Genomic DNA, 24,701 nt, shown 5'->3' on the forward strand with positions numbered 1-24,701 from the left:
GCTCATATGAGGTAATCTGTTCAAGACAAATGATGATCCCCCTGTTAACATTAGAGCTAATACTCTAATTTGGTAATTAATGCAGATGACCAAACCGACATTCCGATGCCTTGCGATTGCCAGTATTCTTATCGGTACTATCAGTTCGCCAAGCTATGCTGCCCCGCTCACTTTTTCTGAGGCGTGGCAAATACTCCAAGAGAACAACAACTCTCTTGCGGCTCAACAAGCTAACGTTGAGCGTTATCAACACCTTCAAAATGCAACCGGAAGCCTTAACCTGCCTTCAGTGACGTTAGGCGCAAACTACACTCACCTTGATAACGATGTCACTATCAATGGCGAGCAGTTTGCCGATAGCTTAAGTGGTGTACCATCCATTGGTCTTCCTGTTCCTCCTCAAATTATCAGTGCGCTTGGTGGCATTACCTCAACGATTACCGAGCAAGATATCTTCAGCTCTTCTATTCGCGCAGTGTGGCCTATTTTTACAGGTGGTCGAATTACCGCAGCACAAACCGCAGCTGAAGGTAAAAGCGAAGAAGCGCAAAGCCAACTGCTAATGGAAAAACAGGCTCGTTACGAAGACTTAAGCAAATATTACTTCTCAGTGATCTTAGCTGAAGATGTCGTAGAAACGCGTCGAGCAGTCGAAGCTGGCTTAACTCAACATCGTGATTTTGCCATCAAGTTAGAGCAACAAGGGCAAATTGCACGAGTAGAACGCCTGCAAGCGGACGCCTCTCTAGATAAGGCAGTAGTTGAACGCACTAAAGCTGAGAATGATCTTAAGATTGCTCAATTAGCCCTTACCCAAATTCTAGGTCAAAGCCAAAGCGTTGAACCTTCAGAGCAACTGTTTATCAACAAAAACCTACCTCATATGGATGTGTTCATTGATCAAACACTCATGACCTACCCTGGTCTTAAGATTCTGGATGCGAAAGAGAAACAAGCGAGCAGTTTAATCAAAGCTGAAAAAGGCAAATATTACCCAGAGGTTTATCTTTACGGGGATTACAGCCTCTATGAAGACGATTCGCTCGCCAGTGAAATGAAGCCAGATTGGTTAGTTGGCATTGGTGTCAACGTACCGCTACTCGACACCTCAGGTCGTTCAGACAAAGTGGCTGCTGCGCACAGTGCGGTATCTCAAGTTAAATTCCTAAAGTCACAAGCCAAACAAGACTTAACCGTATTGGTACAAAAGACCTACCTTGAAGCAAACCAAGCGATTGAAGAGGTTCAAGGCCTTAATTCTAGCTTGTCATTAGCTCAAGAAAATCTACTACTTCGTAAAAAAGCATTCACTCAAGGGCTTTCTAACTCGTTAGAAGTGGTTGATGCCGAGCTATACCTTGCGAGCATCAAAACACAGCAATCTGCTGCGCGATTCAAATACCTTATCTCTCTCAACAAGCTATTAGCGCTAACCAGCGAAATGAACGCTTACTCGAGTTACTTAACTTCTTCTGTTACGTCTGATTTCGACTCAAAAACAGATACCGCTAGCCAGTCAAAAGGATAATTCATGAAACCTATTAAGCCTCTTCTTCTATCTATAGTTGGTATCGGAATTGTTGGCTGGGTCGGATACAGTTTTTACCAAGCGTACCAACCTCAACCAGTTAAGCTTCAAGGTCAAATTGATGCACAGCAATACAGCATCTCTTCGAAAGTACCCGGTCGTATTGACGAGGTATTTGTGCGCAAAGGCGACTCTGTTGAGAAAGGTGAATTGATCTTCTCCCTTCTAAGTCCAGAGATCGACGCAAAATTAGAGCAAGCAAAAGCAGGTCAAAAAGCCGCTGGTGCACTGGCTCAAGAAGCAGAAAATGGTGCTCGTACTCAGCAAATTCAAGCCGCTAAAGACCAATGGTTGAAAGCTAAAGCAGCCGCAGACTTAATGGACAAAACCTACCAACGAGTAAACAACCTTTACAATGATGGCGTCGTTGCAGAACAAAAACGTGATGAAGCCCAAACACAGTGGCAAGCTGCTAAATACACAGAAAGCGCGGCTTTCCAAATGTATCAGCTAGCACAAGAAGGGGCTCGCGATGAAACCAAAGTGGCTGCTGCTCAAAAAGCATTAATGGCCGCTGGCGCGGTAGCTGAAGTCGAAGCCTACGCCAAAGACACACAAATCCACAGCTGGTTCAGCGGTGAGGTTTCTCAAGTGCTGCTTAGTAGCGGAGAACTGGCACCACAAGGTTTCCCAGTCGTGACCGTGATCGATACGAAAGATGCATGGGCGATACTCAACGTTCGTGAAGACATGCTCAAGCACTTTGAGAAAGGCTCACAGTTTGAAGCTTACCTGCCAGCTCTGGATAAATCGCTCACTTTCCAAGTGACGCACATTGCGGTGATGGGTGATTTCGCAACTTGGCGTTCAACAGATGCAGCACAAGGCTTTGACTTACGTACATTTGAAGTAGAAGCACGCCCAGTTGATACAAGCGAAACACTGCGCATGGGTATGAGCCTTGTGGTTGAGCTTTAGGTGACATATGTCTGCTAATACTCACTTACCAGAGCATCACAAAACGATAAACAGCTTACTTCGACAGTGGGCGATAGTCCGTAAAGACAAGTGGTTGTTGTCGTGCTTAACTTGGATACCTTTGCTACTTGCTGCAAGTATCTGGCTGATCTTTTCACAAGGTATCGCTCGTGATTTGCCTGTTGCAGTGGTTGACCTAGAACACAGCCAAATTTCGCAGCAGTTTACTCGCTTAGTCGATGCCTCACCTACCCTGCAGGTCACTCAGAAATACAGCTCCGCAAGTGAAGCAGCAAAAGCCATGATAGAGCGTGATATCTACGGCTACGTCGTTATACCTAGACATTTTGACCGAGACCTTTATCTTGGGCTAAACCCGCAGGTTTCCGTGTTCTACAACAGCCAATTTATATTGATTGGTAAACTGGTGAACTCGGCTTTTTTGCAAGCTCAAGGCACTTTCAACGCCCAACTTGAAGTGATTCAACAGCTTTCCCACGGAGATACCACGGTAAAATCCGCCTTGGGGCAAGCTGTCACCGTTCAAAACCAAATCACTCCGCTGTTTAACAAGAACACCAGCTATTCTCAATTCTTGGTATCTGCGGTTATTCCTGCTTTATGGCAAATCATGATAGTGGTAGGAACGATTTTAGTACTCACTGCAAATGTGCGAGCTCGTGGGCTAAAAGCGTGGTTATCGCATTCTCCGATCAAGTCCCTAGCATCAACACTCACCCCTTATGTTGTTCTGTTTTTAGGGTTTGGTATTGCGTTTAGCTTTTGGTTCTATCGCATTTTGGAGTGGCCATTTAACGGCAGCTTTATGGCATTAACCATTGCACAGTTACTAACGGTTATTAGTTGTATCATTATGGGTTGCTTGTTCTTCTTCTTGACGCTTGATCCAGCAAGAGCGATGAGCTTTGCAGGTGCTTTCACAGCGCCAAGTTTTGCGTTTATGGGGATCACCTTCCCTGTTACAGACATGAATGCGGCAGCCCAAGCTTGGAGAAGTCTATTGCCTGTTAGTCATTACATCGAAATACAAACGGTTCAATCCAGTTACGGTGTGAGCGCTGCGCAATCGCTGATGAACCTCACTTCAATGTTTTGGTACGTTATTCCTGCTTTTGTAGTGATCTTATTGATTAAAAAGCACTTAGCGCAAGCAGCACAGTCAACACAAGCAGAGCATAAAGGAGTAAATCAATGAGCTTTACTCAATTACTGAAGCAAGAACTCCTGGCGGTTCTGCGTAACCCAGTAGTATTACTGACCGTGTTTGGTGGTGTGGTCTTTTACTCATTCTTGTACCCTTTGCCTTACGCCAATCAAGTACCCCAACAATTGAAAGCGTCCGTTGTAAACCTAGACAAGAGCCAAAGCAGCTACCATTTAGAGCGAATGGTCGATGCGACCTCTCAAATTGATTTGGTTCGCCGTGACTCCACTATCTCAGACGCTAAACAGGCTGTACTCAATCAAGAAATTGGTGGGTTCATCGTCATTCCTGAAAACTTCTATAAAGATCTACTTCTAGGGAAAAGCCCAACACTCTCTTATGCGGGTGATGCATCTTACTTCCTAGTGTATGGCACCATAGTTGAGGGACTTGCAAAGGCAGGCGGCACGTTAGCCGCACAAGTTAAGGTGAGTCACTTGTTAGTTGAAGGTGTACCTTTAGAATCCGCAGCCAAAGGCTACAGCGCATTTAGCTTAAATTTAAAACCTACTTTCAATAGTCGAATGGGATACATCGATTACGTCGTTCCCGCTGTCTTTGTATTGATCCTTCAGCAAACCCTAGCCATGGCATCAGGGTTGGTTGGTGCAACGCAAAATGCTCAATCCACATTCGGCTATTGGTGCAGAGTTCATCCAACCAAACTAATCCTTGCTCGCAGTTGCACCTTAGTAGGGATCTACTACTTATTATCGATGTACTACTTCGGCGCCAGCTTTTCGATGTACGGGATTAACCTACTCGCCTCAATCTCACAGATTTTAACCTTGTTACTGCCCTTCTTATTGGCCAGCTGTTTGATTGGCATTTTTATCGGTGAGTTAGTGCCACGAAGAGAGTTAGTCACGGTTGTGGTGTTAATCAGTTCAATGCCACTGATCTTCTCTTCAGGTTTTATCTGGCCGATTGAAATGATGCCTGAATGGTTAGTACTGTTATCACAACTGTTTCCAAGCACACCTGCTATCCAAGGTTTCTTAGCCCTGAATCAGATGGGCGCTTCGTGGCAAGAGGTCGCATCTCAATGGACGCTGTTATGGGGACAAGTTGTACTTTGGGGGTCGTTGCTTGCACTGAAGCTCTACCACAAGTCGAGCAAAAGCATCGTTAACCGCACTACCGATAATAGCCTTTGAGTGGTTTAGCTCATCGCAAACATAAAAAGCTCTGATAAAGGGCTTTTTTAATACCTCCGACTTGCTCCTTCCCTTGTAAGAGACTTTTCAAAACCTCCCAAAAACAAGCGTTACATCAAAGCTCATCTATTTTAGCTATCAATTTAACCGCCAATCTATATGCCTTTTCAAACTCAAAAATCATCAACTTATACCCAAAAGACGACAAAACACGAATTATTGTAAATTTATTGTAAAAATTTCTTTGACGGTATTAATTTTATGTATAGGGTTATCAATAAGACGTGGTAAGCCGAATATCATAGTCTTATTGGTTCACGTGCCAAAAGGATCTCCATATAAAACGTGATTAGTAGTGATATTTATCTCGCATTTCGACTTGGCTACAGAGCATTTTGTCGCTATCGAAGAAATAAATAAGCTATTGAAATATAAGACAAACACAACATAAGCAAACATAAATTAATAAAAAGACAGGGAAAACCATGAAAAACATAAGAGAATTATTTTTTGGGTTTATATTATTGTTTAGTTCCAGTGCATTTGCAGAAGAAGGATCATTTAATCAAGCTATCAGTAACTTAAGCAAAAGTGTTGATGGATTTTTCAACGACTACACAGGATGGTTCGTTGGACTCATATTTAAAAGTGTACCGGTTGGCGAAGCCAACTTCCCTATTATTGTTGGCTGGTTATTACTCGCTGCGTTGATCTTTACTGTTTACTTTGGCTTCGTTCAATTTAAGCGAGTCGGTATGGCTGTAGATATCATTAGAGGCAAGTACACAGACCCTAACTCAAAAGAAGACGGCGAAGTTTCCCATTTTCAAGCTTTAGCTACTGCCCTTTCTGGAACCGTCGGTCTTGGTAACATCGCAGGTGTAGGTGCTGCACTCGCCATTGGTGGCCCTGGTGCAACATTCTGGATGATTTTGTGTGGCCTTCTTGGTATGGCTTCAAAATTCTGTGAGTGTACGTTGGGTGTGAAATACCGAACTATCTTACCGTCAGGTGTGGTTTCGGGTGGTCCAATGTACTACCTGAGCCAAGGCCTAAGTGAGCGCGGATTGGGTGGGCTGGGTAAAGCACTTGCGATCGGCTTTGCACTGATGTGTATCTTGGGTTCACTTGGTGGCGGTAACATGTTCCAAGCTAACCAAGCTCATGCAATGCTAACGTATGCCTTTGATATCCCAAGTGAGTACGGTGTTATCACTGGCCTTGTACTAGCTGCTTTAGTTTTCTCTGTGATTGTTGGTGGTATGCCTTCTATTGCATCGGTAACAGAAAAAGTGGTTCCTTGGATGGCTGCGCTATATATCGGTATGGCTCTAGTTGTTATCGGTTCTAACCTTGATCAAGTTGGCCCTGCTTTCAGCGCAATCTTTACCGGCGCATTTACTGGCGAAGGTGTTGTTGGTGGATTCATTGGTGCGTTAATTCAAGGCTTGAAGCGTGCAACCTTCTCGAACGAGGCAGGTGTTGGTTCTGCGGCAATTGCTCACTCAGCGGTAAAAACAAAAGAGCCAATTACTGAAGGCCTAGTGTCACTACTAGAACCGTTCGTTGATACCGTAATCATTTGTACGATGACAGCATTGGTTATCACTATCGCTGGCCTAAACACAGGTCCATTCGATGGTTCAGGTTTAACAGGTGTAACTCTAACTGCGGCGTCGTTTACTGAAACTGCAGGTTTCTTCAAATACACCTTAGCACTAGCCGTTATCATGTTTGCATTTTCTACTATGATTTCTTGGTCGTACTACGGTCTTAAAGCATGGACTTACCTATTCGGTGAAGGAAAGGCTACGGAACTGGTTTTCAAAGTGATGTTCTGTGTGTTCGTTGTGATTGGTGCAACAATCCAATTTGGTGCGGTAATCGACTTCTCTGATGCAGCTATCTTTGCGATGTCTATCTTTAACATCCTAGGTCTATACTTCTTGATGCCTGTTGTTAAGAAAGAACTGCAATCATTCGTTGCTCGTGTGAAATCAGGTGAAATCAAAACCTACGAAAAGTAATCACTCGCCAATTAACACTGTTCTAAAAGTCTTGGCGATACCCTTTGCTTGAGAAAGCGAGAACAGAACAATAGCTTAGTCAAAATCCCTACCAGTTTTGCTTGTGGGGATTTTTTGTACCTAAATTTTCTTGTTCACGCTGCTTAGGATTTCGGCATACTTTTATACGGTCCACTACCTCTTCTACTTCAATCACATATGGTTTCGTTAATGGCGAATTACAGTCGTCAAACAATAAGCTACGGTGCAATTCTCACACAGATATTCATTCATGGTTTATCCCTGTCCATTGAGATGGTCTAATCAAAGAATGACAACAGACCGCATGTTCACCCTAGAACACCGCTATTATGCTGTTTATCAACCCTATAAATACGCGTGCAAAGTCACCAAATATTCAATTAATCACATATTAAAAACATTTTGCGGCTCTAATCACGAATAACTTGGTAATAGTGTGAAAACGGTTATGAACCATTCTGCAAAACTGATTAACAGAAGAAATAAGCCATCTGGAACGAAAAACGCCCAGACCATTTTCATGATGTGGGCGTTTGAATTGCTACTGCTAAAGACGAATGAATTAAAGGTTTGAGCTTATAAACCCATCTCTTCAGTTAGGGCTTTGATTTGCTCAAGATCCATGGTGTGAACTTCGATCATTTGTCTGATGTCGCTGAGACGTGAGTTCGCGTTATCTTGCTTCTCACAAGCGTCAGACTTCGCGTCCCAAGACGTACCATCTAAGAAAACATCACACGCTTTCTTCAATGATCCTAAGTTCTGCTCAATGGTATCTCTTTCTTTCTCAAGCTTTTCTAGCTCTTGAGATATTTGTAATTCTTTGCGGAAAAGCTCGCGAGAACGTTCAAACAAAGTCGACTGCATATCTGCCTGACGGTTTAGCTTCTGGTTATCTTGCTCTGTTTTATCTAATGTCTGTTTCTGCTCGTTTAACTGCTGCTCTAATGAGTAATTTGCTTTCTCTAACACGGCAGATTGCTTAGCAAGATCTTGAAGTTCTTTTTGATGCGCTTCTGCTTGCTCGGCCAAAGCCGCTTCAACCTTAGCATCAATTGCAGTATCAACTTCCACAACTTTCGCTTCAACAGAAGACACCAACTGTGTTTTGCTTTCACTCAATTCTTGATAACGAGCTTCGAGTACCTGATAAGTGGATTCCCACTTGGAAGCTGTCACTGTAGAACCAATCAAGCCACCAAGAGCCAAACCAATAACGGCAGCGATACCGATATAGAGCTGACTGCGCTTATCGCGTTCTTCAATAACAACCACTTCATCTTGTTCGCTTTGTCCAGGTTGCTGGTTCACTAGCGGGTACTCCCAAAAATATGTTTAACGTTACGCGGTCACTGGCACTAATACCAATACTGATTTTATTTTGTAGGTTCAGTTAAACCTATCGCTCAAATCACAAGTACTTGAGCTTTAGTAACACGTTCATCCCATCTGCTCACAGACGGTTTAACGAGTTAATTCCGAAATCATTAGGCTGGCAGTATACAAAAGGAAGCTACTAACGATAACTATCACCACCCATTTTTGTACTTTTTCGCTTGTCCTATAACGAAACAGTATAAATGCCAACGCCAATAAAAAAACAATCGCTATTAGTCGAGTCATAACTCCTCCTTGTTTCTCTATTTTATACCATTTAAATAAGCAAGTTACGTCAGAGTCGCGTTGTTTGATCATTTAGTTGAACAACATTTGCTCAAACAGATATTTTGTAGCTGACATCACAATTTATATGATCTAGGATACGCCTACAGATTACCTGATAAGTCAGGTAATTGTTCCAATGAAGACTGCAGGAGAGTGGTTTTTAACTAAATATTAAAATTTAGTTAGATTGACCCGCCGAAGAAGTAAATCTTTCAGGTGCTTTATGCTGGAGAAATCCAGAAAAGTGAGGACTGTCGTTGGAGGAACCTCTGGAGAGAACCGTTCAATCGGTCGCCGAAGGAGCAAGCTTAGTGCCCGTTACTTATCTGTAAGTGATTCGCTAAGTGAAACTCTCAGGCAAAAGGACAGAGGAGTGGAAAGCAACAAGCCTTAATTAACAAAAGAATTCTATCTAGAAATCCGTATGTATTAAGTGGTGCTACCGATCCCTGCGATCTGCACTGCCTTCCCTCTTCTCCTTAAATTTTTAATTTATTAAGGGGAATCTATGAACCACCTACAAGCTACACTACAAACCATCAACCAATTCGTTTGGGGACCACCGCTGCTTATTCTGCTAGTGGGTACAGGTATCTACTTTACTTTTCGCTTAGGCTTACTCCAGTTTAGACACCTCCCAACCGCGCTAAAAATGGTGTTTAGCAAAGACAAATCCGGTACGGGTGACGTATCCAGTTTTGCCGCTTTGTGTACCGCGCTTTCAGCAACTATTGGTACAGGTAACATTGTTGGCGTAGCGACCGCGATCAAGATTGGCGGCCCTGGTGCCCTATTTTGGATGTGGCTTGCCGCGTTATTTGGCATGGCGACTAAATACGCTGAATGTCTACTAGCCGTAAAATACCGCAGAACCGATAGCAATGGTGAAATGGTTGGCGGCCCAATGTACTACCTGCAATACGGAGTGGGCTCAAAAATCTTGGCGGTAATGTTCGCTGTATTCGCTTTAGGCGTTGCCTGTTTCGGTATTGGTACCTTCCCACAAGTTAACGCGATCTTAGACGCTACTGAAATCTCATTTGGCGCTCCACGTGAAATGTCGGCAATCGTTTTAACAATATTGGTGGCAGTGGTAACGCTTGGTGGTATTCAATCTATCGCTAAGGTTGCAGGAAAAGTGGTTCCGACCATGGCGGTGATGTACATCGTTGCGTGTTTGAGCGTTCTGGTTTCAAATGCAGACCAACTACTGAATGCCATTACCCTTGTTGTTACCTCTGCGTTTAGCAACACAGCAGCAACAGGCGGTTTCTTTGGTGCGAGTATCATGCTTGCTATTCAATCGGGTATTGCTCGTGGTGTATTCTCTAATGAATCTGGTCTAGGTAGCGCACCCATGGCTGCGGCGGCTGCAAAAACAGATTCATGTGTGAAGCAAGGTCTGGTCTCTATGACAGGTACCTTCTTCGACACCATCATTATTTGTACGATGACAGGTTTGGCGCTTATCTTAACCGGTGCTTGGCAGACTGACCTTTCTGGTGCTGCAATGACCACTCATGCATTTGCTATTGGTCTGAATGCAGACACGCTCGGCCCTATGCTGGTTTCTGTTGGTCTAATCTTCTTTGCGTTTACTACGATTTTAGGTTGGAACTACTACGGCGAGCGCTGTGTTGTTTTCTTGCTAGGTACTAAAGCAGTCCTACCTTACAAGATTATCTTCATTGCGTTGGTGGCTTCTGGTGCATTCTTGAAGCTCGACATGATCTGGATAATGGCAGATATCGTGAACGGTCTGATGGCAATTCCAAACCTAATCGGCCTTATCTTGCTACGCCACGTCGTTATCGAAGAAACTAAGCTGTTTTTCAAACCATTATCTTCTTCTAGTGATTATAAAACTGTAAAAGCCTAATCGAGATAAATTGCAAAATAAAAGCCAAAGCCCACAATCAAATGTGGGCTTTTTATTACCTAAGTAAATAAAAAATTTAATTAACTAAAAGATTACTTAAAACAATTACCCCAAATATTACAAGACTTTTTAAATAGCAACTTGCACTAATAAAGCGAAAGCTTAATTAGTTATTACTTACGTTAAATATTATGTATTTTCAAGAAACCAAAAAAATTCAAGAAAAAGCAACATGTGGCTTTTATTCATATATAAGTCAGTTTATAGTCGCTAACATTGTTGAGATAATTATAATAAAAATAAAACGTTGGCTATATGATCAAATTTGACCCTATAACAAATCGTATTTATAACGACGATCGTTCCATTAAAATTGGATATCGAGAAACACGAGTCTTAGAGCTTCTTCTTAAACACGCGCCCGATATTGTGAGTAAGCAAGATATTATTAACTACGCTTGGGGTAACGAATTCATAGGGGATACTTCTCTCGCGAAAAGTATCAGCTTGCTGCGCCAAAAGTTCGTTAAGCTTGGGACCAAAGATTCACCAATAGTGACAGTTCCAAAGGTCGGTTACCGCCTCATAGACCATTGTGTTTGTATCGAATCTACTGTGGACGATACAAGCATTACTGCGCCTGAAGATACAACTCCGCCGTTGCCTTTACCTGACAGCGAAGTTAAGGCGACCTCAGGCGAAAAACACAACGGAACCCAAGCATTGTCCGTCTATCGTAAAATTGCCTATTCAAAGAATCTTGTGTGCTATTTTACTGCTAGCGTGCTGCTAGCAGCATCAATCGCGTTGGCATTCAGTAAGTTTCACGACAAGAGTCTCCATGAAGTAAAACCATCAGACCGGCTGACCGAGTATTGGATAGGCCAACTACAAATATTTCAAGACCCACAAATGACCCTAACTCCCGAGTTGAAAAGGCTTCTTAACAAGTACCAATGTGACTGTATCGCTTATATCAGCGAAGAACCTGGTTATTCTGAACTTGCGATACTCAATAAGGTAACTCGCAAATCAGTGAACATTTTTTACAACCCATCACAACTGGACAAAGCCAGTAAAGAGATTGAGCTATTCCTAGGAAGGGGGTCATTATGATGCCGTTTGTTGCTGTCTTCTCCGCACTAATCCTATTGGCAGGGGTGTGGAGTATTCCTGATTCTCACAAACTTGAAGATCACAGTTACCAGCATAGTATGATCGATTTGCTCTCTGAAGATAACGTATTACGAAGCGATGGATTCACAAAAATTAGGGATAACAAAGTTCTGCATATCGTCTCAATTCAAGACGATAAAATACCAAACCCTATCGTTCTTCGATTTCAAGGAAATGCGGGACACTCTACATCATTTAATTTTGCCATTGCTGGCACTATAGACCTACTGTCGGTACAGAAAATAAACGAGGCAATGAACGACAATGTGTTATCACCATACCTTTTGTTGAACAATGATCCACTAACGTTGAATATTGATATTTTGAGTGCGAATGAAGCATTTGCCATTATTCGGAGTTGTAATACAGGTCGTACTCAGCTGTTAGCTAAACGCTAAATTACCTCCTTAACGAGTAATAAACTCCCTTCAAAGTTATATTATTTAAGATGGATTTCGACTCAGTTCGAAATCCATCTCTTTCCTTTAATCTATTATTTATCTTATTTTTCATTCTCAAAACTAATAATTCTCATAATTGAAACACCCCTTATCTATTCCATATATCGTCACTTCATAATAAGAACTAACGAAACAATTGAAGTAAGATCCCATTCTTAGTTCCAAATAGCCTCATAAGTACGAAGTAGTACTATTCACAAGTAATTTTTTTGAAAATAATAATCGATTAAATAGAGCTTATCGTTAATTCTCATCTCACATCCCAGCCTGACATTGCCAGCAACAGTAATTACTTGGTAATCCACGGAAAACCAAAGAAGCATTTTCAACCTCAAATCCACATTGACGTTAGTCGAATCTTAAGAAATCTTCATTTTTCTAAATTCATTTTGAAGTGAGCCAACAAAATTCATATTCGTTGCACAAATTTTCATCAATAGACATAATTATCAATTTAAATAACTGATTTTAATTCAAAAGAAAATTCAAGTATTTTTACTATAGTTACTTCTATCAGTATGGAAAAGTGAAATGGTCCTGCATCAGCAAGATATAAAAAGCGTTACCAATATAAAAATGAAAATGAGGGAATTGTTTGTGATTAGTAAAAATAAAAGTATCTTGGCAGCAGCAGTGTTGTCTGTACTGTCGACCGGAGTAAACGCGAAAGTATACCCAGATCAAATCGTGCGTGACAATTTAGGTGAAGATGTCTGTCGCACAGATTATCGCCCTTTAGATCACTATGAAGCTCAAGAGCACAGAGACTTTCTTATGCAGCAAATGGGGAAATGGGATATTGTTGGCTTGGAAGGCAACTGGGTTATTATGGGACCGGGTTACCATGGTGAGGTTAAACAGACTGGTCCGAACAATATAACCTTCTGTTACCCAATTAACGAACAATCAGAAATTCCATCCTACTCCGCTGTTGCCATAGAAGAAGGCGATGAAATTGATGTTGAGTATAGCTTAACCCATGCTCAAGATGAGTTTGTCCGTCCGCTAAGTTACTTAGCGCATTACCTCGGTTATGCTTGGGTTGGCGGGAATAGCGGCCAATATGTCGGCGAGGATATGATCACAAGCCGTGTCGGTGACCATTGGGTTATTGAAGGAAACAACAACGGTTCTTGTGATGGTTACCGATGTAACGAAAAAACAAAAATCATTGTTGATAACTTTGCCTTCAATATGTCAGATGAGGACTTCACGCACGGTGAAGTTAATGAGTCAGAAAAGGAACTCGTAAAGACCGTTTGGCAAACGGTTGAAAACAATACCGATACTGAGCAATCATATACGGTCACCCTAAAAGTAATGGAGTCGCAAACTTGGTCAAAAACAAACGATTACGGCTTTTCAGAAAGCGTTTCCGTTGAGAATCAGTTCAAGTGGCCTTTAGTTGGTGAGACCAAAGTCAATATCAAGCTTGAAGCGAACCAAAGCTTCGGTGAGCAGAATGGTGGATCTTCTTCAGTAGAAGTATGGCAACAAGCTCATCCAGTTGTTCCTCCTCACTCCAAAGTTCAAGTTAAAATCGATCTGTGGCGCTCATCTATCTCATACCCTTACCAATTCAACGCTGATATTGCTTATGATGTTGAATTCTATGGCTTCCTTCGTACTGATGATAATGCATGGCACTCTCACCCACATGACCGACCATACAAGTCTCACACATTCACAATGGGCCGACCAAGCGAAAACTCTGCTAACATTCCTTACCAGTGGGATCACCGCTACATTCCGGGCGAAGTAAATTGGTGGGACTGGAGTTGGGCTATTCAACACTGGAGCCTGGGGAGCATGCAATACGCAACAGGTGCTAGCTTACGTCCATTCCACTCTTTCGTATCTGGTAATTTTTTTGCAGATTCTTCATACTCTGGTGAGATCGTTTACGGTAAACCTATTCCAATCGATGATGATACTCTAAGCGCACGAAGCAGTATTGAAGGCGATAAAGTGACAACTACAGACCTTGGACCCCTTCAAGTAACGACCAACTTTGATGCCGATGAACTGAGTGATCTAGGCTTTGAAGGTGCTGAGTTAGACATTCGTTTAGATGACTAATACAGTCAATCTATATACACGGTAATAGGACACTTACCGTGTATGACGACAAAGCCCACGCTAATTTGGTAACAAGAACCTAGCGAGGGCTTTATTTTTTTCACAATGAGACAGAAACTAAGCCTGCTTTTCCATCAGAAGTTTGACGCCTAACCCCACCAATACCATACCGGTTACCCCTTCCATCCACTTCATAAAGCTTGCGTTCTTTAGTAGATTTTTAGCTGAATTTAATGCCCCCGCTAAACCGCATTGCCAAAGCATAGCGATGATAAAGTGAACCGAAGCCATCAGCATAGACTGCAATAACGGCGAGCCTTCAGGATTAACAAATTGAGGTAAAAACGCCAAATAGAAGACTGCGGTCTTTGGATTTAAAACGTTAGACAAAAAGCCTTCTCCTAGCGATCGTTTGGCACTGTAGGCTTGTTGAGTTTGCTCGCCTACTTTCAACCCACCACCGTTTTTCATCAATGTACGTAAGCTACTTAAACCAAGCCAGATTAAGTAAACAGCACCCACCATTTTTACAGCTTGAAATAGCTCTGCTGATTGAGCAAGAATCGCAAAAATGCCGACTGCAGAGAAAAAGGCGTGTACATATAACCCAGCACAGATACCGAAGCTTGTCATACAGCCGTCAGCTAAGCCAGAGCGACTGGTGTTGCGAATCACCAATGCTGTATCCAAGCCAGGCGTTAACGTTAAAATAGTGATGGCAATCAGAAATGCCTCAAAGTTCAAAATATCCATATCATTATCATCTTTGTTCAGCGTTCTATCATCAATACCGCTTATCTACACATTTCGCAAGCAACAATTACCACCAGCTATACAAGTCACTGAATTTGTGCACAATGGTACAGTTTAATTTGTTAAAAAATAGTAAATTCGAGCCACCGTATCGCTCGATACTATTATTGCTATATCTTCGACTGAGAAGTACAGCATTAGTCAAAGCGAAGCCGTAATAAAGCACATGAGAAATGAACCTTATCGATCTTCCGTGTTAAGGGCATTCAACGAAACCAAATTAAGAGTAGTCAAATGAGCGCATTCAAAAAACTAGTCGAACACTCTCAAAAATGTTCACGTTTTCAACATCTAGCTTCAATTTGTGGTTGGGACCAAGCGTCAATGATGCCATCTGGTGGTAACCAAGCGCGTAGCGAAGCGATGGCAGAACTTTCAGTTCATATTCATGGATTGATGACTCAGCCACAGCTGGTCGATTGGATCTCTGACGCTGAAAACGAAGGCCTGAATAATGAACAACAATCATCGCTTCGTGAAATCAAACGTCAATGGCAGCAAGCTAACCTACTCCCTGAGAAACTGGTTGAAGCTAAGTCGCTAGCGGGTTCAAAATGTGAGCATGCATGGCGTAGTCAACGTGGAAACAACGACTGGGTTGGTTTCGAAAAAAACTGGCGTGAAGTGGTAGAGTTATCTCGAGAAGAAGCTCAAATTCGTGCAGAAGCAGCTAACCTATCACCTTACGATGCAATGCTAGATATCTACGAACCAGGTACTAGCTCAGCATCATTAGACACCTTGTTTGCGGATGTTAAAACTTGGCTTCCAGGTCTCATTGATGAGGTCATTGAAAAGCAATCAAGCGAGCAATTTAGTGCTCCCAACGGCTTTTATGCCGCTGAAAAGCAAAAAGCACTAGGCTTAGAAGTCATGAAGTTACTTCAATTTGACTTCAATCACGGCCGATTAGATGAAAGTGTTCACCCATTCTGTGGTGGTGTGCCTTCAGATGTCCGTATCACAACTCGCTACGATGAAGCCGAATTCGTTCAAAGCTTAATGGGCATCGTCCATGAAACAGGACACGCGCGTTATGAGCAAGGCTTACCAAAACATCTAGCAGGCCAGCCTGCAGGTCAAGCTCGTTCTATGGGTATCCATGAATCTCAATCGCTGTTCTTTGAGATGCAAGTTGGCCGCAGCGACCCGTTCATTGGGCACTTGGCAAACCTAGCGGGACAGCAATTCTCTGGTTCTGAATTTGAGAAAGATAACTTCCAGAAGATCTACACTCGTGTGAAGAAAGACTTCATTCGTGTCGATGCTGATGAGCTAACCTACCCTGCACACGTTATCTTACGCTACGAAATCGAACGTGACCTGATCAATGGAAAAATCAAGCACACTGATGTACCTGAATTATGGAACAGCAAGATGCAGTCTTACCTGGGTTTGAGTACGGAAGGCAACTTCACCAACGGCTGTATGCAAGATATCCACTGGACAGATGGCGCATTCGGCTACTTCCCATCTTACACATTAGGTGCAATGTACGCGGCTCAGTTCATGGCTTCAATGAAGAAAACAGTAGATGTGAGCTCAGTAATTGAAAGCGGCGACCTATCCCCTATCTTCACTTGGTTAGAGTCGAATATTTGGAGTAAAGGCAGCCTACTCACTACCAATGATTTGGTAAAAGGTGCAACGGGTGAAACCTTGAATGCGCAATACTTCAAAGATCATTTGAGAAGTCGTTACCTTTAATCGATCCAATTAACAAAGGCTGTATAGAACAATAAATGAAAAGGCTGAGCAAGTTACTGACTCAGCCTTTTCATAGTAAAGTGGGCTCTATAATATCCTATAGATTCTGAGCTTTACCTACATTACTTACCTTTCAACATATCGAAAAAGATCTCTCTCGACACTGGTGTATTATCCCTGTGCGTCTCATACAAAACGTGTTCTTCAGCGTCTGCAGACTTCGATAACTTGATACTCCACAAGGCTTTTAGTTGATTAGGTACGATCGAGTAACGAACATCAATGACCCGAAGCGCATCATTTGGGTCTTGTGATACAAAGCCATTCGAAAACCAGCGAAAACGCTCAATGTCTTTTGCTTGCTGTGAATTGAGGTCAAGCCAGGGGAAATCCTGACTAACATTCAGTTTAACGATCGAATCACCAGGATAAGTTTTAACGGAGGTGCCGACTCGAACAGCATCTACGTAGTATCGAGATTCTGTTTCGTACACCACTTTCCACACTAAGATATTCGCAAAGCTCGGCTTGGCTTCTAACCGAATAGGAGTATGTTGGCGTTCTTGTGCTAATTGCCATCCTATCGCTTCTACTCTATCCCTTTGTATCATGCCTAACGTCGGATAAATCAAAGCCCACAGAAACGCAATACGCGCTAACCAAGGTGTTCGCTTCCATGTCGCCAACACCAACAATATTAAGATAGGAATGGTATAGACAGGGTCGATAATCGAAATAGTATTCCAAGCATAACGTTCGTTGGTGAACGGCCAGAACAGTTGAGTGCCATAAGTGGTACAAGCGTCTAGCAGTGCATGAGTACCGTATCCCAATGCACAAAACAGCCAACTTTGTTTAAAAGAAAGCCCACATCTTTTTGCAATCAGATGATGTAGAGCCAAGGCACAGATCAAACTGCCAATGGGAATAAAGAAGAGTGAATGGGTAAATTGTCGATGAAATTCCAAAGCCAACAAAGGGTCACTTTGAGACTTAATCAATGCATCTAAATCTGGTGCCAACCCGGAGAGCAGACCTAATACCCCAGAAACAACCAAATGTTGTTTTTTACTCGCCGATTGTGACAAAGAAGCACCTAGCACGCCCTGCGTTAACGGATCCATAAATCACCCACTTTTAGCATTCCCTTGAACTGAACAAGTACATTTAGCTATAGCAGTGGATTGTCATAACCAAACGATTTTATCAATATACTCATGTACATAGCTGTATAAGCATAGACCGATAAACAAAAAAAGAGCAGTTATGAAACTGCCCTTTTCTCATTATTGGTGGTTGATCAATTTATTCGGTTTTGCTCTATATATTGATACTTGAACGATCTTCAATTAACGAGCCACCATACTTGCCGCGATAACAACCAACAGTACTGAGAAGATCTTCTTGATGGTTGGAACGGGTAAATGGTTTGTTGCTTTTGCACCTAAAGGTGCGGTGAACCAAGACGTGCACACAATACCCAGCAGCGCAGGCAGATAAACAAAGCCAGCAAAACCGTCGGTTAGCGCAAAGTGGCTGCTGCCTGAAGTGATGTAACCTATCGAGCCAAACAACGCGATCACAATGCCACAAGCCGACGCACAACCAATCGCCTTTTTCATATCGACCGAAAAGAACGTTAATAGCGGGACCAGCAATGCACCGCCACCAATCCCTATCATTGCAGACAAGCCGCCAGTAATGGTCGTCAGAACCGTTAATACACCTTTATTAGGTAGCTTTCGTTCCTTAGGTGCGTCATTTTTGCTGCTTAAGAACATCTTGATCGCAATAAGAACCACGCTCACGGCAAACACAATACGAACAACTTTCTCGGGCAACAGAGCCGCCATAAAGCCACTAATCAGCGCGCCCAGAGCAACACCAAGCATGATCCAAGGCGCAATATTCCAAGGCACATTTCCATTCTTATGGTGAGCTAGCGCTGAAGAGGTTGAAGTAAATAGAATCGAAGCCAGCGAAGTGGCAATTGCAGCAACAACAACTTGGTCGGACGGTAGAACGTCTAAATACAGTAAAATGCTGCTTAGTACCGGCACAATGATCAGCCCTCCGCCAATGCCTAACAAACCGGCTAGAAACCCAACACCACTGCCTAATAACGCACAGTAGAAAATCAACAACAGCAATTCACTCATTTCATCCATCTCTTATTCAATTAATTGTCTTAAATAACACACTATTAATATGGTTATATTTCCATCAAGATAATTAATATAACTGACACCAGCTTTGATTTTCAAACAGATAGATCATGAATATTCCTCATGTTGATTGTGAAGTATTACCATTGTTAATCCTCCCACCTTCCAAGTATAAAAATATTAAGCGATTAACTTAATGCGACATATTTAAAGAATATAGCCAGCACTCTTAATACGGTCACAAGCGAAAATAACGCAGTGATATAAAAGACCGAGAGTAAGTCAGACAACGAATTGGGAAGTCAGAACAGTATGAATAACGAATTTAATTTTACGATTAAGAGCATCAGCCTCGACGAAAACTACACACCTTCAGACAGCACGCGTATCACCACCAACTTCGCAAATTTGGCGAGAGGTGCAAGCCGCCAAGCTAACTTACGTAATGCTTTACAGATGATTGATAACAGCTTCAATGCTCTAGCACATTGGGACAACCCTAAGGGCGACCGCTACTCTGTTGAGCTTGAAATCATTTCTGTTGATATGGACATTGAAAGCAACGGCGCAGCATTTCCTTCAATTGAAGTGCTAAAAACCAATATTCTGGACCACAAAACGAATAAGCGCATTGAAGGTATTATCGGAAATAACTTCTCTTCTTATGTTCGAGATTATGATTTCAGCGTATTACTTTTAGATCACAATAAAGGCCAAGATAAATTCAGTATTCCAGCCGATTTTGGTAATTTGCACGGCAAGCTGTTTAAATATTTCGTTAACTCTCAAGCGTACAAAGAGAACTTTAAGAAACCACCTGTTATTTGTTTGAGTGTTTCAGATAATAAAACCTATTACCGAACTGAAAATCAACACCCTGTATTAGGCTTTGAATACCAACCTAACGAGTCTTCTTTAACTGAACATTATTTCAAGAAGATGGGATTACAGGTTCGTTATTTCATGCCGCCAAATAGTGTTGCTCCTCTGGCTTTCTATTTCTTTGGTGATCTGCTGAACGATTACTCTAACCTAGAGCTTATCAGCACCATCAGTACCATGGGTACGTTCCAGAAAATCTACCGCCCTGAAATCTACAACGCGAATGCTGTTGCAGGTAACTGTTACCAACCAAACTTGAAAAACTTGGATCACTCACTGACTCAAATCGTGTATGACCGTGAAGAACGAAGCAAGCTAGCTGTTGAACAAGGTAAGTTCGCAGAAGAAAACTTCATTAAGCCATATCAGTCGGTACTAGAAAACTGGTCTGCCAACTACGCGCTGTAATCGTTCGATTTTACGCGCAATAGGAAACATACGCTCCACTTTTGGAATCTAAGGACAGGCAGAATTATTATGAAAACACTATTACCGACTTCAACAGCAGGCAGCTTGCCTAAGCCGTCTTGGCTAGCACAGCCAGAAACACTTTGGTCTCCATGGAAACTGGAAGGCGATGAACTCACAGACGGCAAACAAGATGCGCTGCGTGTGTCTCTGCATGAACAACAGCAAGCAGGCATCGATATCGTGAGTGATGGCGAACAAACCCGCCAGCACTTTGTAACGACCTTCATTGAACATCTGAATGGCGTTGATTTTGAAAAGCGTGAAACCGTTAAAATCCGCGACCGCTACGATGCGAGTGTACCGACAGTGGTTGGCCCAGTTTCTCGTCAGAAATCCGTGTTTGTTGAAGATGCGAAATTCTTACGTCAGCAAACCGACCAACCGATCAAATGGTCTCTGCCGGGTCCTATGACCATGATAGATACACTTTACGATGCGCATTACCAAAGCCGTGAAAAACTGGCGTGGGAATTTGCAAAGATCCTCAACGAAGAAGCGAAAGAATTAGAAGCTGCAGGCGTTGATATTATTCAGTTCGATGAGCCTGCATTTAACGTGTTCTTTGATGAAGTGAACGATTGGGGTATCGCTTGTTTAGAAAGGGCCATTGAAGGGCTTAAATGCGAAACCGCAGTACACATTTGCTATGGCTACGGAATCAAAGCAAACACAGATTGGAAGAAGACATTAGGCACTGAGTGGCGTCAGTACGAAGAGGTATTTCCTAAGCTGCAGCAATCGAATATCGATATTGTTTCGTTAGAGTGCCACAACTCTCATGTACCACTTGAACTGCTTGAACTTGTTCGCGGTAAGAAAGTGATGGTTGGCGCTATTGATGTTGCTACAGATTCTATTGAGACACCGGAAGAAGTGGCTAGCACTCTAAGAGAAACACTTAAGTATGTTGATGCAGACAAGCTCTACCCTTGCACCAATTGCGGCATGGCTCCTCTACCTCGCGAAATTGCCTCAGCGAAGCTCAATGCACTCAGTGCTGGCGCAGAGATCGTTCGTAAAGAACTTTCAGCGTAACGGCTGTTCTGAATACAAAAATTAAATTTTGAAGCCTAAGTATCACATTGATGCTTAGGCTTTTCTCCTTTTAAGTGAAGCGTGTTACTCGCAGTCGCTTACCAAGTTTTATCCAAGTCTTGAGCGTATAAGGAGATCGCTCGTTGGTACTCTTTAATCGCCTCACTATTGGTCGTAGAAACCAACAACTCAAGCAACAGAGACGTCGCCTCTTTATGTCGACCTAAGTTGTACAGACACATTGCGTAGAAAGGCTTCACTTCTATCGAATTTGGATACTCAGCCATCGTCTGTTCGAAATGGCTTAAAGCCTCAGTATACTGACCTAGGCTTCGGTAAGTGCTTGCTAAGCCAAACAACGCATCAAAGCGCTCTACGGAAGAGAGCTTCCCTTGCAAAGACAAAACATAATGCTCAATCGCCTGCTGTTCCTTGCCTTGATTATCGTATGACCAGGCTATCTGTAGGTGTGCTTTGGCTGCAAAATTTTCATCACTTAATAGTGTCGCCAACAAGTCTCGCGACTCTTGATATTTCTGTTCTTTTCGAAGCGCAATGGCTTGTGAGATAGTTGTTTCCATTCTTAATACCTGATAGCTCTGCGGTTGGGATACACGCGCTTCTAATTTAAGCCTAATGAGTTACCTAGGCAGCATAAGCAGATTAGTGCACGAAGTAAACGATGCTAGCACACAAGCAGAGTTTGAAATATTGGTTTACGTACAACCTAACCCAAAAAACAACACCAAGTTCGACACGCGAAAGTGATTCGACTCTTCTTAAGTTATGGACGCTTTTATATATTTTAGTTATTACAGGGCCACTGTCGCCTCAATCTCAATTCTTAAATCAGAGTGAATCAATTTAGATACCTCGACTAGAGAACAAGCTGGAAGATACTCTCCATAAAAGTCGAACAATAATTCTCGAAGACTGCCTAGTTCAGACATATCACAGATAAAGATCGTCAGCTTAATAAGATCACTGACTGCTCGCTGTTCATGCTCTAGTATTTGCTTGATCTGACTAAGTCTCTCGTTCGTCTGCTCACCAATTCCTTGATCCTGTGAACTTGTGCCGTAAGCAGTCAAACCAGAGACATAGAGCGTACCGTTGTGCTTTGTCGCGTGAACATAAGGCCCAGCAATTGATGGCAAGCCTTGATAATTTATACGTTCAACCATTTCGTTTCCTTTATAGTCCAGTTAATTGCAGCTCCATTTCAACAAGCCCCTTCACTTCAGAAATTTTTGTAAAACCTTTTGATTGGTAAAGCTTAATCGCAGGGTTCTCACTGAATACACGCAGCACTAACTGATTCGATGCCTGACTGCTCGCATGTGCAATCACTAAATCCAAACACTTAGAGCCAAAACCTTTACCTTGGTATTCGGCTAATATCTGTAAATCTCGAAGGAACGTGATGTCACTGGTATAACTAAAGCGGACAACACCAATACGCATATCACCTACATAAACTTCATAGTTATCTAACTCGTCCCAACTGCGTAAAAACTGCTCATGACCCCAAACGATCCCGCGCGTATCGTAGTAAGGCGCCATATTCGTTTTGGTGATCGATTCAGCGAACTTAGGGTCTGAACCTTTGACCAACTTTACTTCCATATTGTGTCCTTTGTTTTCAAGTTGCTTCCTAATACTGCATCAAAAAATGTTATAAGTATTGAATCAAAAACGTTAAGAGGATTTAAGGGACATATCCGCATCTAAAGCCTTTTCCAACCACATTGAACTGATGTATTTGCCATTTTTCTTTGCATATTCATTGAACACACCAACTTCTCGAAAACCAAAATGCTTATGTAGTGCGATCGATGCCTCATTGGGTAATGCCACACCGGAAAGAACGCGATGAACACCGAAATCAATGATTGATGCGAAGAGCTGAGAATACAACTTAGAGCCTATCCCTTTACCTTTTGCATCTTCAGCTAAATAAATTGTGACTTCGGCTGTATCTTCAAATGCGGATGTTGCTCTGTACGGTTGAGAGCATGCGAAACCAAGTAGCGAGTCGTTTTCGGTTGCGACATAAAGTTGATATTTACTATCACTCGAGAATTGAGAGAACCATTGCTGTCGATTTTCCAACGAAAACCTCTCTTCTTCAAAGCGCGCGTTAGTGTTCTCAATATAGAAATTGAAGATGCAAGTAATTGCGGCTATATCGGACAACTCTGCAGTTCTAATTTTCATTTAATACCCTTTCGGTTCTCACTGATTCGCGATTAGGACTAAGCATCGACCTTTTCTATAAACCAAGTCCCTTGGCACGGGCCATTGGTTAAATACCAACGACCATCAAACCGCATGCCGCTGCCTGTTGCTGAAAAGCGATAGTCCCATTGGCGATGTTTGGCATATAACCGTAATTCACCGCTTTCTGAAACCCAACCCTCTAATGCTGTTCCGCTGTAGGTAAGCCTCAAAGTGGCTTTACCTTCACGAATGTTTCCTGTGATGGTTGTTCGCTCACACATATTATTGCCAGTGGTGTTAACACGGCGACCTAGCCACTCACCGTCAAAGTCAGTAGATGGTACAAATTGAGGGCTATTCGGCAGTTTAGGAAATGACTCAGAATTACTGGACCCGAACCATTGAAGTTCGCGGCCAACGAGGAAGAAGACAACAAAGCCAATTGATACAGCGATGACAAATCCCTTTTTCATAATCTAGCCGCCTTCTTACAAAAACTAGAAGCACCCTAACATAATGAAAAATAATAAGTTAACCGAGATAATATCAACTTTGATGTATACCACAAATTGCATTCCAATGTTGAATATAGAGACAGCGGCATCGCACGAAATTGCCACGCATTGGGAATCAATTATGTGCAGTACCGAAAGCTCTGGACAGAAAAACTAACCTTCCAAGGCATTCCGCCAATATTGCACCGTTTTATCAGAGACAGAACCCGTTTCATTGGCCGCTGCGATCAAGAAGTCACATAAGTTGGTTGCAACCTCTTCATTGCCTAACAAGTATAAACTGCGAATGGCTCGCGTTAGTCGAAGTTGGTTATGGTCGTGATTCTTCAACCATACATGGTTGGCAGCGCTAAGTGGCAATAATGACGATATCTCACTTCCATCTCGCTGCATTCCCCAAAACTCAAGCATCAGGTCAAGCACTTGTAGATGAGCAGTGCGAAGCTCTTCTGAATTAGCAAAGATACTCCTATCTTCTTGAGTAACAAACGGTGCATGTTGATTGAACTTGGTCCCTTCATCTATTGGGAAAAACACTTGAATGTACTTATGGTCGTGTTCCAACCAGAAGTGATTGTAAGCTAACAACTGTTCAATATTACGACCAATTTTGTCTGGCACTTCTCCAGAGATAAAGCGAGCAATCTCACTCATTTAAAATCCTACCGACTATAGTTTTTGCTTGCGGGTTTCCGCT

At 42.5% G+C, this 24,701-nt stretch carries 22 protein-coding genes and 1 riboswitch; of the genes, 12 read left to right on the forward strand and 10 right to left on the reverse strand.

All coding sequences use genetic code 11. The annotated features are described in order from the left end of the window. The first annotated feature begins 79 nt into the window (after positions 1-79). The 5 genes from OCV52_RS08795 (at position 80) to OCV52_RS08815 (ending at position 6,915) form a co-directional block, all read left to right on the forward strand. The gene (locus OCV52_RS08795; protein WP_137408571.1) at positions 80-1,528 is read left to right on the forward strand and encodes a TolC family protein; all 1,449 of its coding nucleotides are present in this window, start codon (positions 80-82) and stop codon (positions 1,526-1,528) included. 3 nt (positions 1,529-1,531) lie between these two features. Then, the gene (locus OCV52_RS08800; RefSeq protein WP_137408570.1) at positions 1,532-2,506 is read left to right on the forward strand and encodes an HlyD family secretion protein; all 975 of its coding nucleotides are present in this window, start codon (positions 1,532-1,534) and stop codon (positions 2,504-2,506) included. Between the two features lie 7 nt (positions 2,507-2,513). After that, on the forward strand, positions 2,514-3,722 hold the full coding sequence (locus OCV52_RS08805; protein WP_137408569.1) for an ABC transporter permease: 1,209 nt from the start codon (positions 2,514-2,516) through the stop codon (positions 3,720-3,722). After that, entirely contained in the window at positions 3,719-4,888 is a 1,170-nt protein-coding gene (locus OCV52_RS08810; protein ID WP_137408568.1) for an ABC transporter permease, read from the forward strand. The genes OCV52_RS08805 and OCV52_RS08810 overlap by 4 nt, the downstream gene beginning before the upstream one ends. A gap of 485 nt (positions 4,889-5,373) precedes the next feature. Further along, a complete protein-coding gene (locus OCV52_RS08815; RefSeq protein WP_137408567.1) occupies positions 5,374-6,915 on the forward strand; it encodes an alanine/glycine:cation symporter family protein in 1,542 nt (513 codons plus the stop codon). Positions 6,916-7,512: 597 nt separating this feature from the next. Here the strand turns inward: OCV52_RS08815 and OCV52_RS08825 are convergent. After that, positions 7,513-8,247, reverse strand: coding sequence for a chromosome partitioning protein ParA (locus OCV52_RS08825; RefSeq protein ID WP_137408566.1), 735 nt, complete (start codon positions 8,245-8,247; stop codon positions 7,513-7,515). Positions 8,248-8,860: 613 nt separating this feature from the next. Then, a riboswitch (glycine riboswitch) is annotated at positions 8,861-8,980 on the forward strand. Between the two features lie 129 nt (positions 8,981-9,109). Between OCV52_RS08825 and OCV52_RS08830 the strand changes: the two genes are divergently transcribed. The 4 genes from OCV52_RS08830 (at position 9,110) to OCV52_RS08845 (ending at position 14,196) form a co-directional block, all read left to right on the forward strand. Beyond that, a complete protein-coding gene (locus tag OCV52_RS08830; RefSeq protein ID WP_137408565.1) occupies positions 9,110-10,480 on the forward strand; it encodes an alanine/glycine:cation symporter family protein in 1,371 nt (456 codons plus the stop codon). Positions 10,481-10,795: 315 nt separating this feature from the next. Continuing rightward, positions 10,796-11,596: a winged helix-turn-helix domain-containing protein gene (locus tag OCV52_RS08835; RefSeq protein ID WP_137408564.1), complete on the forward strand. Its 801-nt coding sequence runs from the start codon at positions 10,796-10,798 to the stop codon at positions 11,594-11,596. Then, entirely contained in the window at positions 11,593-12,054 is a 462-nt protein-coding gene (locus tag OCV52_RS08840; protein WP_137408563.1) for a hypothetical protein, read from the forward strand. Before OCV52_RS08835 ends, OCV52_RS08840 begins: the two co-directional genes overlap by 4 nt. Before the next feature lie 660 nt (positions 12,055-12,714). Then, entirely contained in the window at positions 12,715-14,196 is a 1,482-nt protein-coding gene (locus OCV52_RS08845; protein ID WP_137408562.1) for an aerolysin family beta-barrel pore-forming toxin, read from the forward strand. A 117-nt stretch (positions 14,197-14,313) separates the two neighbouring features. Here OCV52_RS08845 and OCV52_RS08850 read toward each other — a convergent pair whose 3' ends face one another. Next, the gene (locus tag OCV52_RS08850; protein WP_137408561.1) at positions 14,314-14,949 is read right to left on the reverse strand and encodes a LysE family translocator; all 636 of its coding nucleotides are present in this window, start codon (positions 14,947-14,949) and stop codon (positions 14,314-14,316) included. A gap of 294 nt (positions 14,950-15,243) precedes the next feature. Here OCV52_RS08850 and OCV52_RS08855 point away from each other — a divergent pair, with 294 nt between their 5' ends. Further along, positions 15,244-16,716: a carboxypeptidase M32 gene (locus OCV52_RS08855; RefSeq protein WP_137408560.1), complete on the forward strand. Its 1,473-nt coding sequence runs from the start codon at positions 15,244-15,246 to the stop codon at positions 16,714-16,716. A 122-nt stretch (positions 16,717-16,838) separates the two neighbouring features. Here the strand turns inward: OCV52_RS08855 and OCV52_RS08860 are convergent, their stop codons facing one another. After that, complete coding sequence (locus OCV52_RS08860) at positions 16,839-17,840, reverse strand: metal-dependent hydrolase (RefSeq protein WP_137408559.1); 1,002 nt, start codon at positions 17,838-17,840, stop codon at positions 16,839-16,841. A 225-nt stretch (positions 17,841-18,065) separates the two neighbouring features. Next, positions 18,066-18,875 (reverse strand): sulfite exporter TauE/SafE family protein, encoded by an 810-nt coding sequence (locus tag OCV52_RS08865; protein ID WP_137408558.1) that lies wholly within the window; start codon positions 18,873-18,875, stop codon positions 18,066-18,068. A 318-nt stretch (positions 18,876-19,193) separates the two neighbouring features. Between OCV52_RS08865 and OCV52_RS08870 the strand changes: the two genes are divergently transcribed. Further along, positions 19,194-20,171, forward strand: a complete 978-nt coding sequence (locus tag OCV52_RS08870; RefSeq protein ID WP_137408557.1) for a DUF1852 domain-containing protein — start codon at positions 19,194-19,196, stop codon at positions 20,169-20,171. 69 nt (positions 20,172-20,240) lie between these two features. After that, positions 20,241-21,269, forward strand: coding sequence for a methionine synthase (locus tag OCV52_RS08875; RefSeq protein WP_137408556.1), 1,029 nt, complete (start codon positions 20,241-20,243; stop codon positions 21,267-21,269). A gap of 98 nt (positions 21,270-21,367) precedes the next feature. Here OCV52_RS08875 and OCV52_RS08880 read toward each other — a convergent pair whose 3' ends face one another. The 6 genes from OCV52_RS08880 to OCV52_RS08905 all read right to left on the reverse strand — a co-directional run bounded on the left by OCV52_RS08880 (position 21,368) and on the right by OCV52_RS08905 (position 24,658). After that, positions 21,368-21,850, reverse strand: coding sequence for a tetratricopeptide repeat protein (locus OCV52_RS08880; protein WP_137408555.1), 483 nt, complete (start codon positions 21,848-21,850; stop codon positions 21,368-21,370). 231 nt (positions 21,851-22,081) lie between these two features. Further along, positions 22,082-22,453, reverse strand: a complete 372-nt coding sequence (locus OCV52_RS08885; protein WP_137408554.1) for a RidA family protein — start codon at positions 22,451-22,453, stop codon at positions 22,082-22,084. 10 nt (positions 22,454-22,463) lie between these two features. Continuing rightward, positions 22,464-22,895 (reverse strand): GNAT family N-acetyltransferase, encoded by a 432-nt coding sequence (locus OCV52_RS08890; RefSeq protein ID WP_116871968.1) that lies wholly within the window; start codon positions 22,893-22,895, stop codon positions 22,464-22,466. Between the two features lie 72 nt (positions 22,896-22,967). After that, on the reverse strand, positions 22,968-23,486 hold the full coding sequence (locus OCV52_RS08895) for a GNAT family N-acetyltransferase (protein ID WP_137408553.1): 519 nt from the start codon (positions 23,484-23,486) through the stop codon (positions 22,968-22,970). 38 nt (positions 23,487-23,524) lie between these two features. After that, positions 23,525-23,962 carry a hypothetical protein gene (locus OCV52_RS08900; RefSeq protein ID WP_137408552.1) on the reverse strand — a complete coding sequence of 146 codons (438 nt, stop codon included), beginning with the start codon at positions 23,960-23,962 and terminating at the stop codon, positions 23,525-23,527. A gap of 195 nt (positions 23,963-24,157) precedes the next feature. Then, positions 24,158-24,658, reverse strand: coding sequence for an opioid growth factor receptor-related protein (locus OCV52_RS08905; RefSeq protein WP_137408551.1), 501 nt, complete (start codon positions 24,656-24,658; stop codon positions 24,158-24,160). Positions 24,659-24,701: the final 43 nt, after the last annotated feature.

The organism is Vibrio chagasii (assembly GCF_024347355.1).
Lineage (GTDB): Bacteria > Pseudomonadota > Gammaproteobacteria > Enterobacterales > Vibrionaceae > Vibrio > Vibrio chagasii.